The sequence below is a fragment of the Flavobacterium ajazii genome (assembly GCF_010614725.1).
In the GTDB taxonomy this organism is placed as follows: Bacteria; Bacteroidota; Bacteroidia; order Flavobacteriales; family Flavobacteriaceae; genus Flavobacterium; species Flavobacterium ajazii.
Map to the genome: position 1 here is coordinate 1 of NZ_JAAEHL010000015.1, position 16,555 is coordinate 16,555.

At 35.0% G+C, this 16,555-nt stretch carries 15 protein-coding genes and 1 pseudogene; 11 read left to right on the forward strand and 5 right to left on the reverse strand.

What is annotated here, in order from left to right:
* The first annotated feature begins 131 nt into the window (after positions 1–131).
* The 9 genes from GWR14_RS21435 (at position 132) to GWR14_RS21475 (ending at position 7,739) form a co-directional block, all read left to right on the forward strand.
* Positions 132–1,226 (forward strand): hypothetical protein, encoded by a 1,095-nt coding sequence (locus GWR14_RS21435; protein ID WP_163411198.1) that lies wholly within the window; start codon positions 132–134, stop codon positions 1,224–1,226.
* A gap of 168 nt (positions 1,227–1,394) precedes the next feature.
* Positions 1,395–2,048: a hypothetical protein gene (locus GWR14_RS21440; RefSeq protein WP_163411199.1), complete on the forward strand. Its 654-nt coding sequence runs from the start codon at positions 1,395–1,397 to the stop codon at positions 2,046–2,048.
* Positions 2,049–2,113: 65 nt separating this feature from the next.
* On the forward strand, positions 2,114–2,485 hold the full coding sequence (locus GWR14_RS21445; RefSeq protein WP_163411200.1) for a nuclear transport factor 2 family protein: 372 nt from the start codon (positions 2,114–2,116) through the stop codon (positions 2,483–2,485).
* A gap of 149 nt (positions 2,486–2,634) precedes the next feature.
* On the forward strand, positions 2,635–3,189 hold the full coding sequence (locus tag GWR14_RS21450; protein WP_163411201.1) for a PH domain-containing protein: 555 nt from the start codon (positions 2,635–2,637) through the stop codon (positions 3,187–3,189).
* 40 nt (positions 3,190–3,229) lie between these two features.
* On the forward strand, positions 3,230–3,658 hold the full coding sequence (locus GWR14_RS21455) for a hypothetical protein (RefSeq protein ID WP_163411202.1): 429 nt from the start codon (positions 3,230–3,232) through the stop codon (positions 3,656–3,658).
* A 109-nt stretch (positions 3,659–3,767) separates the two neighbouring features.
* Entirely contained in the window at positions 3,768–4,487 is a 720-nt protein-coding gene (locus GWR14_RS21460; protein WP_163411203.1) for a hypothetical protein, read from the forward strand.
* 76 nt (positions 4,488–4,563) lie between these two features.
* Positions 4,564–4,926, forward strand: a complete 363-nt coding sequence (locus tag GWR14_RS21465; protein ID WP_163411204.1) for a nuclear transport factor 2-like protein — start codon at positions 4,564–4,566, stop codon at positions 4,924–4,926.
* Positions 4,927–5,116: 190 nt separating this feature from the next.
* A complete protein-coding gene (locus GWR14_RS21470; RefSeq protein WP_163411205.1) occupies positions 5,117–5,998 on the forward strand; it encodes a toxin-antitoxin system YwqK family antitoxin in 882 nt (293 codons plus the stop codon).
* A 289-nt stretch (positions 5,999–6,287) separates the two neighbouring features.
* On the forward strand, positions 6,288–7,739 hold the full coding sequence (locus tag GWR14_RS21475) for an FAD-dependent oxidoreductase (RefSeq protein ID WP_163411206.1): 1,452 nt from the start codon (positions 6,288–6,290) through the stop codon (positions 7,737–7,739).
* 75 nt (positions 7,740–7,814) lie between these two features.
* Here the strand turns inward: GWR14_RS21475 and GWR14_RS21480 are convergent, their stop codons facing one another.
* From GWR14_RS21480 to GWR14_RS21490, 3 genes are all read right to left on the reverse strand, one after another.
* Positions 7,815–9,767, reverse strand: a complete 1,953-nt coding sequence (locus tag GWR14_RS21480; RefSeq protein WP_163411207.1) for a hypothetical protein — start codon at positions 9,765–9,767, stop codon at positions 7,815–7,817.
* Entirely contained in the window at positions 9,707–11,938 is a 2,232-nt protein-coding gene (locus GWR14_RS21485) for a hypothetical protein (RefSeq protein ID WP_163411208.1), read from the reverse strand. The genes GWR14_RS21480 and GWR14_RS21485 overlap by 61 nt, the downstream gene beginning before the upstream one ends.
* Positions 11,939–12,348: 410 nt before the next feature.
* Positions 12,349–13,122, reverse strand: a complete 774-nt coding sequence (locus GWR14_RS21490; protein ID WP_163411209.1) for a T9SS type A sorting domain-containing protein — start codon at positions 13,120–13,122, stop codon at positions 12,349–12,351.
* 389 nt (positions 13,123–13,511) lie between these two features.
* Here GWR14_RS21490 and GWR14_RS21495 point away from each other — a divergent pair, with 389 nt between their 5' ends.
* A complete protein-coding gene (locus GWR14_RS21495) occupies positions 13,512–14,426 on the forward strand; it encodes a DUF6625 family protein (protein ID WP_163411210.1) in 915 nt (304 codons plus the stop codon).
* A 72-nt stretch (positions 14,427–14,498) separates the two neighbouring features.
* Positions 14,499–14,982 (forward strand): annotated as a pseudogene (locus GWR14_RS21500) (nuclear transport factor 2 family protein).
* Between the two features lie 245 nt (positions 14,983–15,227).
* Here the strand turns inward: GWR14_RS21500 and GWR14_RS21505 are convergent.
* A complete protein-coding gene (locus GWR14_RS21505) occupies positions 15,228–15,608 on the reverse strand; it encodes a hypothetical protein (RefSeq protein WP_163411211.1) in 381 nt (126 codons plus the stop codon).
* Positions 15,609–15,610: 2 nt separating this feature from the next.
* Entirely contained in the window at positions 15,611–16,516 is a 906-nt protein-coding gene (locus GWR14_RS21510; protein ID WP_163411212.1) for a hypothetical protein, read from the reverse strand.
* Between the last annotated feature and the right edge of the window lie 39 nt (positions 16,517–16,555).

Consider the following 16,555-nt stretch of genomic DNA (forward strand, 5'->3'; position numbering starts at 1 on the left):
TCACTTACAACTCGTGTAAATAACTATTTTTGGGTAAACGTAGTTAACTAAAAAGGGTTTTTAGACGAACTGACGTTGTGTGCCATTCTAAGAAAATTAGCAAAAACATTAGACCATAAAGCAAACAGATAATGAAAAACATTTTAAGACTTTTAATTATTGGAGCCTGTATCTCAAGTTGTAATAACAACAAAACAACATTGGACAACAAACTAACATCTGATAACAAACCAAAACCTGATGCAAAAACTGAAATTAGAAAAATTAACGACCTCTTAAAACAATATGAAGAACCTTCACAAACGTTTAAAGTTTCGGCTGACAAACCTACACAAGTTACAGGTAAACAAGGAACAATTATTTCAGTAAACCCAGCCGACCTAACTACAGAAAATGGACAGCCATTTGGAAAAAATATCGAAGTAGAATTAAAAGAACTAACGAATCAAGAACAACTCTTTCGGACAAACGCACAAACAACCTCTAATAGACAGCTACTTGTTTCAGGAGGTGCTTACTTTATCAATATAACCTCCGACGGGAAACAACTAAAACTTAAAGATGGTAAAAGTTTAAGTGTTGAATTTCCTAAAATCACAACAAACAAAATGTCTTTATTCTACGGACAACGAGACACTTTAGGACAACTCAATTGGCAAAAAGCGAAACAAAATTTTGAGAGCAAACTAAAACCGAAAGCAAAAGTTGTTTCAACAAAAGATACAATAGCAAATGAAACAGATGAAATAGAGGATATACTTGAATACATAAAAAACGAAGACAGAAATCCTTTGACAAAAAAAGAAAAGAAAGCTTTAAAAGACCAAGAGAAAAATATAGCACTTGCTGACAAAGTTTATAAAGCAATTGAATTAAAACAGTTCGGCTGGATTAATTGTGATAGGTTTTATGATGTGCCTAACAAAACAAACTTGCAATATGCTTTGAATGACAAAAGTTTTATTAGTGCAAATGTTTATCTAGTTTTCAAAGATATCAATAGCGTTATGCAAAGCTGTTATCTTTCATTTAAGAACAAAAAATTTAACTCCGGATTCCAAAATATTCCTATAGGTGCAAAGACAGAACTTATTGCATTTTCAATCAGGAACGGAAAGACCTTTATCCATAAATCTGACTTAACAATTAAAGCAAATGAAACAATTCAATTGGTACTGAAAGAATTCAGCCAAGACCAAGTGGATAAAGTATTTCAATCCAATTAACAGAAGAAAATGACATACAACAGGCATTTAGCAAGACTGGAAATTATATGGCAAAATTCACGTTTTCGTTTTCACGAAATTTTATCTTTAACAGAAAAAAGCAGTTAGGAAACTCGCAAACAAAAGCGTATGAACGTTGACTGAAACAATATCAAATAACCATAAATAATGAAAGAAACAGATGATTTGTCATTTTATGAAAATTTATTATTAACACAAATTTATTGCGACCAACAACTTCTGAATTCTGAAAAAAACATTGCATCAATTTTCAGGAGTATAAACCCGATTCGGAATGGAAAGAAATTATTCGAGTTTAAGATTACGGACTATGGATATACTCCTGGTACCCGATTCAGCTTCTCAACAGAATGGACTCAGGATCCGATAGATTGGAGTTCTGGTTTATTTATAGAATTATTTAATTTCCAGCTTTTAAAAAAGCGAGAGAATATAAAAACTACCGTTTCCGACCAGGAATTCCAAGGGAAAATTTTAGTAGCGGAAATCGGTAACACGGTTACAGATGGTGTGTCTGAAATTTGGTCAGACGGACTAATTGATTTTTATGATTATCCTCCTATTGATACCTGGTTCCATCTTGAAAACAATCCAAATGGACGGCTTCTTTTTGCATGGATTCCAATAGAATTTGTATACAATGCAACTGAGGCTATGACGGTAAATTGTGTAGATTGTCTCTATTGGTTTGACGAAGAACAAACTGAACAAAAAGAAAAAGAAGTTGAACGTCGGGGCGACAATTCAGAAAAATCATTTTACAATAAAATTAGGCAGTTTTTAAGAAAAAAGAAGGAATAAAAGTAAATACAGCTAACAACTGCAGGTTTATATACTATTCGAAAAACTACAATAAATAAATAAGTATGACGGCAACCGAAAAAATAACCCAAGCTATTAACAATTTTGTTAAAGGCGGAGACAATAGCGATACTGATTTACTGGACAAAGTCCTGCACCAAGACTTTAGGGTAACCAATAATGGATTTATGAGGACTCCGGGAGTTACTATCATTGACAAACAAAAATATTTATCAAATATCAGAGAGGGTGTTTTTGGAGGGCTTCCAAGGAAAATGATAATTGAGGATTTGACTTATGATTCAACAATTGCAATGGTTAAACTTCGTTTAGAAAGTTCAGAAAATTATTTTGTATCCTATAATTCTTTAGTCTTAGACATTGACAATGAATGGAAAATCATAAATAATCTTGCGGTAGTGAATTCTAAAAAGTAGCAAAAAATTATAAAAAAACGCTGCGAAATATAGCTCCTATAATGAATTTCGTATTTGAAATCATTTCGCAAGTCTTAATTGAACTCAATTTAGTTTCAAACCTGCAGTAGTACCGGAAAACCAATATATAATAATTGAAAAATAGATTTATGACAAATTACGACATTGAAAACGAATTAAGACCTAACCTGAGTTTAGACGAAAAACTTATTTGGACCGGAAAGCCAAAAACCGGAATTATATTTAGGAGTTCAGACTTCTTTTTAATTCCCTTTAGTTTGCTTTGGGGTGGTTTTGCAATATTCTGGGAGAGTACTGTTATCATGACAGATGCTCCTTTCTTCTTTAAGCTTTGGGGAATTCCATTTGTATTAGTTGGGCTTTATATAACTATTGGACGTTTTTTCATTGATGCCAAAAAACGAGCAAATACAATTTATGGAATTACATCTGATAGGATAATTATTAAATCAGGGATATTTGACAGAGATATCAAGTCCCTCAATATCAGAACACTTTCTGATGTGACTATAAATCAAAAAACTGATAATACAGGAACAATAACGCTAGGTCCAACAGACTCAAGAAGTTCAATGATGCAAGGAATAGAATGGCCTGGAGTTAAACAAACTCCAAGGCTTGAATTTGTTGAAAACGTAAAAAGTGTTTATGATAAAATCATTGAATTACAACGACAAAAATAATTACTTATAAAAGCCCATCGGTAAACAGATAACATAAGCCATGAAAAAAAACGCTATTCAAAAAGAACTAACCGACGCTGTTAAAAGTCTTCTTGAAATGGCCAGGGACCTGACCTTTAATAAAATCTCAAGCAATTGTTTCTTTATAACTTCAGAAATAGAACGCAGCGAGCGGAATTCCTTTGAGCAAAACAAAATCAGAATAAATTCAAACAATAAAAAAACAGCCAAAACTTTAGCAGATGTTATACCTGACATTGAAAAGTTATATGACAATCTTTACGACTTAAATCTTTATGTTTACAAAACAGAAAAAAAGCAAACGATAATTGAAATACAATATTACCCACTATCTTCTCTTGACTTCGATTATCAAAAAAAAATAGAGAGAACAGAACCAATGTTACACTTTAAGATTTATACACCTCCATATTATTCTGAAAACAACAAAAAATTTGATATACATTAGCAATTCGGCACATTAAATCACAAATGGAAAATGTTTTGGTGGAATCGAAAAATCAACAAAATTATTCAACAAAGAAATTTAACCTAACCCATAAAAATAATACAACAATATGAATGAAATATTTCAAATCAGAGCCAACGGATTTAATGAAATCAAAAAGCAAATGATAATCAAATCAATACCAACACTTTTAATCTCAATGGGATTTGGAGTTGGTATCGTATTTTTTAACGCAGAAGACAAAGAAAGTCTTATAAGTATTCTTCCTTTTATGATTCCACTTTTAATTTTGTGCTTAGGATTTGGGCTTTACACAGGGTTAAAAAGACAAAAAATGTTGTTTCAAAGCTATAGATTAATACTATCAGAAAATAATATTGTAAGAGAACAGGCAAACACACCAACCGTTAATATTCCGCTTACAGACATCCAATCCATCATTAAAGACAAAAAGGGAGGTTATGCCATAAAGGGAAAAACGGCTGTAGAAACTATTTTAGTCCCTGCCCAAATTGAAAATCACGAAAAATTAGAGCTATTACTCGACCATATTAAACCCGTTGAAGAACTTACTCAGCCTTCATTTGATGAGAAATACAGATTTCCAATTCTACTTTTGATGCTTATCTGTATGGCGACAGTCTACATTTCATTTAACAAAATTCTTGTTGGAGTTTGTTGTTTAATTGTCAGCAGCCTTCTAATCAGATCTTCGATTCAGATTTTAAAAAATAAAAATATAGATCATAAAACCAAAAGAGTTGGGTATTATTCACTTGTCGTTTTGGCATCTGTTGTTGCTGTTACAATTATGAAATTTAATTTATAAATGATATTAAAAAAACGTCAAGTAATATGATTCCGAATAGAGAAATATCTTAAATAAAAAATCAAAAATGACAAAAATGGCAAATCAATTTCAGGATATTATCAAAAAAGCTTATACCGCTTTTAACGAAAGAAACATCGACAAAGCATTATCAACAATGCAGAACGATGTACAATGGTCAAAAGCATGGGAAGGCGGCTACATAAGTGGTCACGATGAAATTAATCTGTATTGGACTAGACAATGGACAGAGATAAATCCGAAGGTAGAGCCGATTGGTTTTACTGAAAGAGAGAACGGAAGTTTAGAAGTAAAAGTGCATCAAAATGTAAAAGATCTTCAAGGTAATATACTATTTGACGGATTAGTAAAACACATTTACACCTTTCAGAACAGACTGATAAAAACTATGGATATTGAATTAGCAGAAAACAATTAGTCAAATCTACATTTTACAATTCGGATTATTATTGGGTTTGATTTCAACAATATTAAAATAATTTTCAAAATAATTTTCACTTAAATAAATTTAGCTGTTTAAATTCGTTTTTCTCATAATAAAAGATTTTTTCTATATTAGCTGATATTAAATTCAATTTCCTGAAACAAAGCCGGTTCAAATTGGATGAATGAGAGCCCTCTTAGGGCTGACGTGTGTAAAATCGGATTATATTATTATGATTAAAAATATTCTTTCTCTCTGTTTTATTTGTTTAGCCATAACTGTAAATGGTCAAAACAGCAACAAAGCAATCAAAGTTTCACAAAAAGCGCTGGAACTCGTTAAGTCTAAAAAAACCAATGACTTAATCCAATTATTTGAAACAGAAGTTCTGCCTGTTTTAAGTGAGGAAGAAATGAGTAAATTTATTGATCAGTCTTTAAAAACCATCAACAACGAACCAATTGATTTTAAAAACTACAAAACAGATTTAATCAAATCGGATCAGGATAATTCTAAAGAGTTTTATCGATTCAGGTTTCCGTTGGGAAGTAAAGGCGATGGAAAAGATTTTTTCCAGGTCACTTTTTTAGCTGCTGGAAATTATGAAAAAGTATATTCGCTCAATTTCATACGCATCGAACGAATGAAAGATGTTACGGTAACGTTTGGAGCAGAAAACGAAAAAATCCCTGGTGTTGGCGAGGTGAAAACAGAGCTTTACAGCGATACCGGATTCATAAAAACGATTAAATATCGTGATTTTCAATATTTCATTATAATTGAATTTGACGAACACCAAAACAAAGTTTCTGAAAGCAAATTTCCATTGGACAATCTGACTTTCAAAACCCTTACACAATTTTATTCCAACGGAAAAATTGAACTGATAGCCACTTATGAGAACGGTTTCATAACAGGTCATTTTCAAAAATTCTACGAAAATGGTAACTTGGAACGAGAAGGCTTTTACATCAAAAAACTGAAAAAAGAAGGATACTGGAAATATTTTTCAGAGAATGGAAGTCTTGATAAAATAGAACAGTATGTTGATGGAAAGAAGATGTAGAACGTTGTATTATTAACCCGTTTGGTAAAATTAAAATAGGTGTCAGGCTGAGCCCATTCGACTTCGCTCAGGATAAACTTAGTCGAAGCCTCTTTCGATTAAAAAAATAATCGCAATCTTTTTTTCACTAAAATAAAACTCAAAGACTAAATACAATCTCAAGGTATTAAGTTTCTTGCATTATGAAAATCCTAAACCATTTTCTTAATCATTTGTCTTAAATTTGCACAACTGTCACGGACAGCAAAACACTGAAAAATATATTTTTTCACGTTAAATTTAAGAGGAAGTGAAAAGTGAAAAAACAAGCTGGTCCATTTGTCCGGAATGTCAGGGACAAGGCAAGAAAAAGCAAAGACTCAGCAAGAAGGTAAAACTTCAATACCAAAGGACATTAGAACAATTTGAGAAAACAAATGGAGAAGGAACAGCTCCCGCTCGTCCTAAACCTCATCTATACCAGTGTTTAAACTGTAACGGATCCGGATTAATTTCTACTGACACATACCCTCTTCCAGATAAAGTCAATTATCCTCACGTTGCTATTATTGGCGGCGGTATAGGAGGTACTGCTCTTGCTGTTGCCTGTCTGCACCGCGGAATTCCTTTTACACTTTATGAACGCGACAGTCACTTTGAAGCACGATCACAGGGTTATGGACTCACTTTGCAGCAAGCCAGTAAAGCGATTGAGGGATTCGGTATTTTTTCGTTAAACGAAGGAGTTGTTTCAACACGTCATTTGGTGCATACAACAGAAGGAAAAGTGATTGGCGAATGGGGAATCAGAAAATGGATTCCGTCTGATGCGAAAACTTCTCCAAAACGCACTAATGTACATATCGCCCGACAGGCTTTACGCTTAGCCCTGCTTGAAGAACTTGGCGGAAATGACGCTGTTCAGTGGGGACACCAGTTAACAGATTTAAAACAATCAGAAAACAACAGTATTGAACTAAGTTTTCTAGTGAATGGAGAAACAAAAAACATCAAAACAGACCTTGTAGTTGGTGCTGACGGTATTCGCAGTTCGGTACGCAAACTGCTGATTGGAGAAGACATTACTCCCCTACGTTATCTGGGCTGTATTGTGATATTGGGGATCTGTCCATTGAAAGCTCTTGAAGGACTTGATAGTTCTTTATTAGATTCTGCCACCGTTTTTCAAACTGCCAATGGCAATGAACGAATTTACGTGATGCCTTATACCTCTGACTCAGTTATGTGGCAGCTTAGCTTTCCGGTGACAGAAGAAGATGCTAAAATATTAAGTGCAAAGGGAACTAAAGCATTAAAGGAGGAAGCATGTCGAAGAACCCAATGGCACTCCCCTGTTCCGCAAATTTTAGAAGCTACACAGGAAACTCAGATTTCAGGTTATCCTGTTTATGACCGGGAATTGCTTAAATCTGAATTGCTTCAAAAAGCGAGTCAGGTTACTCTTATCGGGGATGCAGCGCACCCAATGAGTCCCTTTAAAGGACAGGGTGCAAATCAGGCACTGCTGGATGCACTCACACTTGCACGTGAAATCACAAAAGGCTGCAGACCTTTATCGAACTGGAGAAACGCAGGAATCAGGGAAAGTGTATTAAATGAGTTTGAATCGGAAATGCTAAAACGCAGTGCTGTCAAAGTAAAAGATTCAGCGGAAGCTGCAGAATTTCTGCATTCTGAAATTGTACTTCGTGAAGGCGATGAACCCAGAGGACGATGTCTGAAGAAAAAAAATAAACCTTAATCTGAAACCTCATTTATAAAAAAAATCCCGATTACGTTATGCAACCGGGATTTGTTCAATATATTTAAAAAACAATCAATGAGATATTACTTGTTTCGAGCTAGAGCCGATATTAGTAATCACCCTTATAAAATAAATTTGTGGTACACCTGTATTAAAATTATAGTTGACAATAACATCTCTGTCTGTGTCACTTCCATCAAAAACATCAGATTGACTATAAACTACTGTTCCATTTGTATTAAAACTTCTCACCTGTATTGTCACATTGGTAGGATAGTTAAAATTATAATGAATGGTAGGATAATCAACTATCGGAACCGGATAAACAACAAACGAAGCTCTGTCCTCAATACAAGTCAAAGGAGTCTGGTCGTAGCCCATTGAAATTTTACAGCCGTCAAATGCATTGTTAATTATATCAACAGCATTCGCAAGTCCTGACAAAGTTATACCTGCCGGAAGAGGATCTCCTCCCAAGGCTTTATTTGCCATTTCAAACAATCCCTGAACTGTTTTGTTTGGTAAAAGATTTACAATCGCGGGTATATCATAATATTTGTACTCGTTAATGGTTGGCGTATATTCACCATAAGAACAGCTTCTTGGCTTTGGAGTGTTGGATCCGCATCCTCCCTCAGGCTCTGCAACAGCCAGTTTTCCGGAATGCAGTTCAAGATGACCTAACTGGCTGTCAATACCTAAATTAAGTCCCAGAGTAATAGTCTGAGCCAACAAAGTATTATTTATAGTTCCTTTTTTCAGGTAACTGCCGGATATTGTTGTTATTTCTTTGTCACCGCCCAAAGTTAATGCATAACTGTTTCCTCCGCCAGGCAAAATCTCTATAATTTTATCAATATCAGCAGCACTGTCTGTCATCCAAAATGAATTTCCGGCTTTTCCGATAACCATTTTATGATCAGGATAAGAAGATAATGCTTTGGCAATTAGTTCTTTTGTTGAATACGTAACCCCGCCTGCACAAGATTTACCTCCCAGATTTCCATAGTATCCCTGAGTATAGGTACATAAAGCAGTGCTGCAATTACTAACTACTATTGTCGCATTAGCCGATTTCTGACAACCTGTTACGGAATTCATATAGGTATAAGTCACGGTATAAGAACCAGCAGAAAGACCTGTTGCATTAAAAGTATTACCTGTAACATTTTCCCCACTCCAGGTTCCGCCAGAAGGAGAACCCGTAAGTCCGACAGTACTTCCGGAACAAACATTTTTAGCATCTGCTGTTACTGTTGGCAATGCGTTGACAGTGATTGTAGTATTAACACTTCTGGAACAGCCATTAGCACCCGAAATGGTATAAGTAACCACATAAGATCCCGCACTAAGGCCATTAGCACTAAAAGTATTTCCTGTTACATGGTCACCACTCCAGGTTCCGCCTAAAGGAAGCCCGGTAAGATTTACCGAACCATCAATACAAACATTTTTCGGATCTGCAGTTACTGTTGGAATTGTAATAACGGTAACTGTTCCTGAGGCAGATGGACTCGGACATCCATTCAAAGTATAAACCACAGAATAAATAGTAGTTGACGATGGACTTACGGTTATCGAAGCTGTAGTTGCACCTGTATTCCACAAATAAGTTCCGCCAGCAAGTGAAGGCGTTGCAGTCAAAGTTGCTGATGTACCGTTACAAACTGTAGGACTGTTAACACTGACTGTTGGTACCGGTTTTACAGTAACGGTTCCTGAAGCTGACGGACTTGGACAGCCGTTCAATGTATAAACCACAGAATAGATTGTAGTTTCTGATGGAGTTACAGTTATAGAAGCTGTAGTAGCACCAGTGTTCCATAAATAAGTTCCACCTGCAAGTGAAGGGGTCGCAGTCAAAGTAGCCGATGTTCCGTTGCAAACAGAAGGACTGTTGACACTAACTGTTGGTACTGGTTTTACGGTAACGGTTCCTGAAGCTGATGGACTTGGACAGCCATTCAAAGTATAAACCACAGAATACGTACGGTTATAGAAGCTGTAGTTGCTCCTGTATTCCATAAATAGGTTCCACCAGCAAGTGAAGGTGTCGCTGTTAAAGTGGCCGATGTACCATTACAAACTGAAGGATTGTTCACACTAACTGTCGGTACTGGTTTTACCGTAACGGTTCCTGAAGCCGATGGACTTGGGCAGCCATCCAAAGTATAAACCACAGAATAAGTAGTAGTTGACGATGGACTTACAGTTATCGAAGCGGTAGTTGCTCCTGTATTCCATAAATAGGTTCCACCAGCAAGTGAAGGTGTCGCTGTTAAAGTTGCCGATGTTCCGTTGCAAACAGAAGGACTATTGACACTAACTGTCGGTACTGGTTTTACGGTAACCGTTCCTGAAGCCGATGGACCTGGGCAGCCGTCTAAAGTATAAACAACAGAATAGATTGTGGTTTCTGATGGAGTTACAGTTATCGAAGCGGTAGTGGCTCCTGTATTCCATAAATAAGTTCCGCCCGGTAGTGAAGGAGTTGCAGTTAAAGTTGCCGATGTTCCGTTACAAACTGAAGGACTGTTGACACTAACGGTCGGTACTGGTTTTACAGTAACGGTTCCTGAAGCTGATGGACTTGGGCAGCCATCCAGAGTATAAACCACAGAATAGATTGTAGTTTCTGATGGAGTTACGGTAATTGAAGCAGTAGTAGCTCCCGTATTCCATAAATAAGTTCCTCCCGGTAGTGAAGGAGTTGCAGTTAAAGTTGCCGATGTTCCGTTACAGACTGAAGGGCTGTTGACACTAACTGTTGGTACCGGTTTTACAGTAACAGTTCCTGATGCAGATGGACTTGGGCAGCCATTCAAAGTATAAACTACTGAATAAATTGTTGTTTCCGATGGACTTACAGTTATCGAAGCGGTAGTAGCGCCTGTATTCCATAAGTAAGTTCCCCCTGCAAGTGAAGGAGTTGCTGTCAAAGTTGCCGATGTGCCGTTACAAACAGAAGGATTATTGACACTAACCGTTGCTACTGGTTTTACAGTAAATGTTCCACTTCCTGATAAAGAAGGACAGCCTTCCTGATTGGTAATAATAACCGAATATGTTCCTCCTATTGTTGCACTAAAACTGGCTACATTACCAGGATTATTAGCTCCCTGAGGCACAGTCCATGAATAAGTATAATTTCCCGGGCTGCCCGGAGTAGCTGTAATGGTAGCGCTTTGTCCATCACAAACTGTTGGTGAATTTACTGTTACTGTAGGCACGTTTCCTAATGTACTTCCAATAAAATCATCTAGTGAAGCAGTAACTGACTGAGAGGATCTTGTTTCAAGCAAAACGGTTGCAGAACAGGTAAAATTGGTATTACCGCCTATCGCTCCCAAATCTACGAAACCTTCATAAAATTCATTTGCCTGATACTGTCCTGAAGTAAAATTCCATCCGGCAGGAACAGTAGAGTTTCCTGTATTATTTTCTGCAACAATACTCGCAATATTTGTCGTTTCCAGATTGCCGTCTGTGTTCGGAACAACTGATGAACCGGGTGTAACTGCTCCACCTCCTATCCATCGGTACACTTTTACGGTACCTAATCGACCACCTCCTGTAAAATCTGCCAAAACCAGCAAATCTCCCCGAACATGTGGTGGGGCAAAATACCTGCTGCCATTAATCTCTACAGGGGCTGTTGCATTTAGATAAAACCAGAATCCAATCTGGGCGTCTCCATTGTTTGATGTCCTGTCTCCTGCAAAAACAAGGAAACTTCCGTTAAGGGTTTGTGTTACATTATTGGCATCAACATATTTTACCTGATTAGCCAATCCGAAACCTCCATTGGCAATATCATTTTTAGCTTTGGTTTGTCCTATTACCCAGGACAAATTTGAAGCCAGTAAAAAATCTTTAGACCCTTCGGTAAACTGATTATCAACCACACCATTACCAAAAGCATCCTGCACATGCTTGACGCTGGAATTACCAGACCAGTCACCTGTTTGCCCATCAATAGTAATTACCTGGGCTGCTGAAAAATTAGAAAACAAAAAAAGTCCAATCAGTAAAATTAAACTGATTATACTTTTACCATCGCTCGACAGATTTGAACACTCATGTTCATTTACATCTTCCGAAAAATCCTGTTTTAAACTGCTTACTGCTACATCTCTGAAAAAGGGATAGTTAGTACCAATACAGTTACAACAAACTGACAAAGTAAATTTTTTCATGATACATAAGATATTAGTTTACAAGAAATTAGAAGTAAAATATTTTATGTAAATTAGGGATGAATCCGATCGCTTTGCAGTAGGTAATAGATCGAATGTTTTAATATGAAGTAAAATTATAGAAGTGTTTTTAATTCGGAAAACTTTCTCCATTAAGTATGCTATTTCATCGACAAAATACACACCCATCAAAAACAAATCACTAACAATCAACAATTTAAACCTACTTTTCTTATTGTTTTATTTTTTTGTAAAACTGATTCCTATTTTCAGATTTTAATAATGATTTTAAAACTAACCATAAAGCATTTTTTAATCTAAACAATACAAAACCAATTAATCTCCAAAAGTAAAAAAGGGCCTTAAGTTTTAACTTAAAGCCCTACTATAAAAATCCTTGTTAAAGAATTTTAATTTTTTATAAACTTCCCTGACTTATCTCCCAGTTTGTAAATATAAACTCCATTCTGCAATGCACTAACATCTATTTTAATCTCTTCTTCTGCATGTTTTTCTTCTAATACTTTTTTACCATCTGCAGAAAATATTTGCAATGTTGAAGCTCTGCCTGTATTACTTGTATTCGAAATATTGATTACGTTGTTACTTGGATTCGGGAATACGACGGTTTTTTGAGTCAAAATATCCTGTTGCTCCGTTGATAATGTTCCTGTTAGTCCATAAACATCATAATCGTATGAATTTGTAGCAGGATTTTGCAGTGCACCTGAAACAATCATTTTGTAATTGTTCGAATTATCTTTAACTATTCCTGCATAATACTTACCTGGAAAACTCTGCAGAAGAACTCCCGTATCATTACACAGGTACATTTTTTTATTATCAGTATCACCAGTCTTATATGATTTGTACAAAAACTCAATCTGGTTATCATTATTAAAAAGCTTATCTGTTACAAAAATAAACTCTGAAAGAAAATGCCCTGCATCCAATGGGATAGTAAAAGAAGTTTCTAGTACATGAGATTGATTGTAAATTTCGACTAAGTTGGTTGATCTGTTGAAAGTATAATATTTAAATCCATTAGCGGTATTAACTCCCAGAACACCAGACATATTTGCTTTTTGTACACCAGAACTATACGTATGCTCTAAAGTTCCCTGAGAGTAAGAATAACTATAACTAAAAAGGGTTGTTAATAATAAAAAAGTAATTTTCTTCATGAATTGAAATTGTATAATTGCCCTACTTTCAGATCTTTTAAAGTCGCTGTTTCGGTTTTCCGACTTAACATTATTTTTATTTTACACACTAATAATCAACACGTTGCTAAAATTCCATTTTTTCCTGACAAAACCTCGTTAGAGCTGATTTTATCAAGGATTCTCTTCAAAATTTAGTAAAGCTAAAGTAGGAAAAGTATTTTAATTTTTATTTACTCTTTTACTTTTTCAGATTAATAATTTTAGTTATTGATTCAGTACAATTGAGAGAAGATATTTACAATTGTAAGTTTATAAAATTTCAAAAAAATAGTACATTTGGATGTAAAAACAACTTTTTTTAAGCCTTAAAAGTTTTCGCTAATATCATTTTAGAATAAACACAATTTATGAGTCAGCATTCAATAGCCCTTCTTACCTGTTGGTATGGGGATTATCCATGGTATTTTCCTTATTTTATCAAATCCTGCATTTATAATCCAACAATTGATTTTATAATTGTAACCGGCAATACACAGGAAATCCCAAATAAACCCTCCAATGTTATTATAATCCACAAATCATTGGGCGAACTGAAAGCCGAAGCTGGCAAAAGGCTGGGTTTTGATCTCAATTTTGATAATGCGTATAAATTCTGTGATTTCAAACCAGCCTTCGGTCTGTTTTTTCAGGATCTACTGGGAAAATATGATTTTTGGGGACATGGCGATATTGATATGGTTTATGGGGATATCAGAAGTTTCATTATACCAGATATTCTAAACAAATATGATCTCATAAGCGCCCATAAAGACTTTATTACAGGAACATTTTGTTTGTACCGTAATAATGATGTTATGAGAACTTTATTTATGGACAATCAGGATTATCAAAAAGTATTTTCTGCCCCGGAATATTTAGGTTTTGACGAATGTGATTTTTTATTTGACGAATTACAGACATCAGACAAATCAGTTTTTGACTATCCGGACAATATTAGCATGACTCATATTGTCCGAAAAGCAGAAAAAGAAGGCAGGATAAAACCTCTTTTTGAATTGTATTTCTACAAAACCATGCATGACAAGATCAGGTGGGATAATGGTCGCATAATATATTCCAACAGAAAGGAGTTTCTGTTTTATGATCTGATAAAGTATAAAAATGAGTGCGAAAATAAAACTGTAGCTCTTCCCTTGCCCGAAATATTTTATTTCAATAAAAAGGGTATTAATAAAAATAGTTTTTGGAGGTTACTGGGATTAAAATTAATACCGAAGAAAAAATATTTAAAAAAAGTTCAAATTCTTCAAGGGGCAAAATAACCCAAAATTTATTTAATTAAAAATAATGAAGGTAATTTTATGTATTCTGATAAAGGCGGAGATGCATTTTACATGGCAGACAGCAGGTTTGTAACCGGACAAGACCCGAGTGCTGCTTCTAAAGTAGCTAATGAGGTAATCGCAATTTTAAAAACGAACTTTAAAAACACTCACACCATTATAAAAAATGATTCAGATCAAATTACAGAAATCCTGCAGGATTACATTGAAGGTACAGCAAACGGACAGCCCGAAAGACTCCGAAAGGCTTTTCATCCCAATTTTAATCTGTACAGCGTTGCAAATGACACGTTATGGACACGCTCTGGCGAAGAATACATTTCGAACATAAAAGCCGGCGAAAAATCTAACAGAATTTGGTCGTATTATTTCGATTGATATCGAAAAAAATACCGCAATAGCAAAAGTGGAAATTATTGTACCCAATTGGCGGGCTTTTACAGACTATTTTTTAATTCTTAAATATGAAGATAACTGGAAAATAGTACATAAAAGTTACAACTGGAGAGAACTCCCAAGAGTGAGAAAGAAATAAAGAGCCGCTGTTCAGCTTCTTTGGTTCTTAAGGCATATCCTTTTTATCATGGGGAATTCCGACTCAACTTCTATTGATAGTAATAATACTGTTTTATCTTGTCAAAATTGATAATTTACAAAGCAGTGATCAAAACAGAATCGATTAATTAAAGCTGAAAAATTTAGACCTAAAGACAAATACGACTAAAAAAAGAGCTGTCAATAATTTGACAGCTCTATCTTAAAAAACTTTGGCTTCTTTATTTATTCTACCAGTTCAAAATCGCCCTGGTCAACATACTTGAGCACTGCTTTATGGTCAGTTCCTACTATTTGTGCTGCGTTATCACCATTAGTCAGCGTGATTGGATTAACCTGAGACGTATTTACTGTAAAAGTCATTGCATATATCACTCCGTTTACAGAATAATCTACCCTAAAAGGTCGGTTTATATCAACAAAATTAGTTTCGATTTTTATTCCGTATTTTACATTTGGGCTGATACATTCATTTTCGGATAATTCTGAACCATCAGCATGCACAAAAGAAATGCTTTTAGCATAAATAGTTCTTTCTTCAATATCTGAACAAGCCAAAAACAGAAACATGACTAATGTCAAAATATAGTATTGCTTAATTTTCATTATTATTGTTTTTGATTTATTACTATTTCTTTTGTAGTACCACCTATACTCACATTGTATTTACCGGCTTCCAGATTGCTAAAAATGGTTTGGCCATTCTGAATGTTTTGAGTACTAATTTTGATACCGTCTTTTGTCAAATCAGCTATGGCTTCATTCTCACCGTACAAAACTTTGATAACCCCGCCGGCATAACATACCGCATCTTTTTTGTAAAATTGTGCAGTACCTAATTTAACAGTCACTGTCCATTGTTTTACGACTGACTGATCTTCTGAAAGTACCTGAAACAATACAGGGTTAGTAAAATCTATAGCATTTGATCCTGAAATTTTATTGGCTGTTCCAATGAACAAGCTGGCTCCGGGGCTTAATTCAAACAAAGCATTCAATGCCGAAACATTTGTGCCTTTAGCAGCGTAAAGTGTTATTTGTGAGCCATCAATAATTTTAGCAGTTTTTAAATCCTTAAAACTGAAATCTAAAATTGCTGCTTCAGTTCGCAATGCCGGGCTTGCAAAACTATAAGCCTGGAACAAATCACCATAGTGTTTGTTATTTTCAAATACTTTTGTTTTTTCTACATTTTTTACAGCATTGTTTGCAGCATCGTAGATTTTGAAATTGACTACTTCACTGTCTGTATTGGAAAAAACCGTTAAATAAACTACGTACTTTTTTTCACTTGCTACATAAATCGGGCTGGCAATTCCGCGGCATTCTCCATTTACAAAAGCGGCTACTTTATCATTGGCGCTTGTTAAGTTTTTTCCGTCAACATTAACGAAACCTTCAAATGACATGGTATACTGAAATTTATTTTCATTTACTGACCAGTCCGGCGATTGGCCAAATACAGTACTGCTTAGTACAAAAAGCAATAGTATTATATGGATATAATTTCTCATTTTTAATTGATTATAAACTCCTAAAACAAACTTTAAAAG

What these genes read in the sequence shown, in the direction of transcription:
- GWR14_RS21470 (WP_163411205.1), top strand. Translation starts at nt 5,117, where the DNA reads ATGAGAGCCCTCTTAGGGCTGACGTGTGTAAAATCGGATTATATTATT.
- GWR14_RS21480 (WP_163411207.1), bottom strand. Translation starts at nt 9,767, where the DNA reads ATGGAATACAGGAGCAACTACAGCTTCTATAACCGTACGTATTCTGTG.
- GWR14_RS21510 (WP_163411212.1), bottom strand. Translation starts at nt 16,516, where the DNA reads ATGAGAAATTATATCCATATAATACTATTGCTTTTTGTACTAAGCAGT.
- GWR14_RS21440 (WP_163411199.1), top strand. Translation starts at nt 1,395, where the DNA reads ATGAAAGAAACAGATGATTTGTCATTTTATGAAAATTTATTATTAACA.
- GWR14_RS21495 (WP_163411210.1), top strand. Translation starts at nt 13,512, where the DNA reads ATGAGTCAGCATTCAATAGCCCTTCTTACCTGTTGGTATGGGGATTAT.
- GWR14_RS21450 (WP_163411201.1), top strand. Translation starts at nt 2,635, where the DNA reads ATGACAAATTACGACATTGAAAACGAATTAAGACCTAACCTGAGTTTA.
- GWR14_RS21490 (WP_163411209.1), bottom strand. Translation starts at nt 13,122, where the DNA reads ATGAAGAAAATTACTTTTTTATTATTAACAACCCTTTTTAGTTATAGT.
- GWR14_RS21485 (WP_163411208.1), bottom strand. Translation starts at nt 11,938, where the DNA reads ATGAAAAAATTTACTTTGTCAGTTTGTTGTAACTGTATTGGTACTAAC.
- GWR14_RS21465 (WP_163411204.1), top strand. Translation starts at nt 4,564, where the DNA reads ATGGCAAATCAATTTCAGGATATTATCAAAAAAGCTTATACCGCTTTT.
- GWR14_RS21505 (WP_163411211.1), bottom strand. Translation starts at nt 15,608, where the DNA reads ATGAAAATTAAGCAATACTATATTTTGACATTAGTCATGTTTCTGTTT.
- GWR14_RS21435 (WP_163411198.1), top strand. Translation starts at nt 132, where the DNA reads ATGAAAAACATTTTAAGACTTTTAATTATTGGAGCCTGTATCTCAAGT.
- GWR14_RS21445 (WP_163411200.1), top strand. Translation starts at nt 2,114, where the DNA reads ATGACGGCAACCGAAAAAATAACCCAAGCTATTAACAATTTTGTTAAA.
- GWR14_RS21455 (WP_163411202.1), top strand. Translation starts at nt 3,230, where the DNA reads ATGAAAAAAAACGCTATTCAAAAAGAACTAACCGACGCTGTTAAAAGT.
- GWR14_RS21460 (WP_163411203.1), top strand. Translation starts at nt 3,768, where the DNA reads ATGAATGAAATATTTCAAATCAGAGCCAACGGATTTAATGAAATCAAA.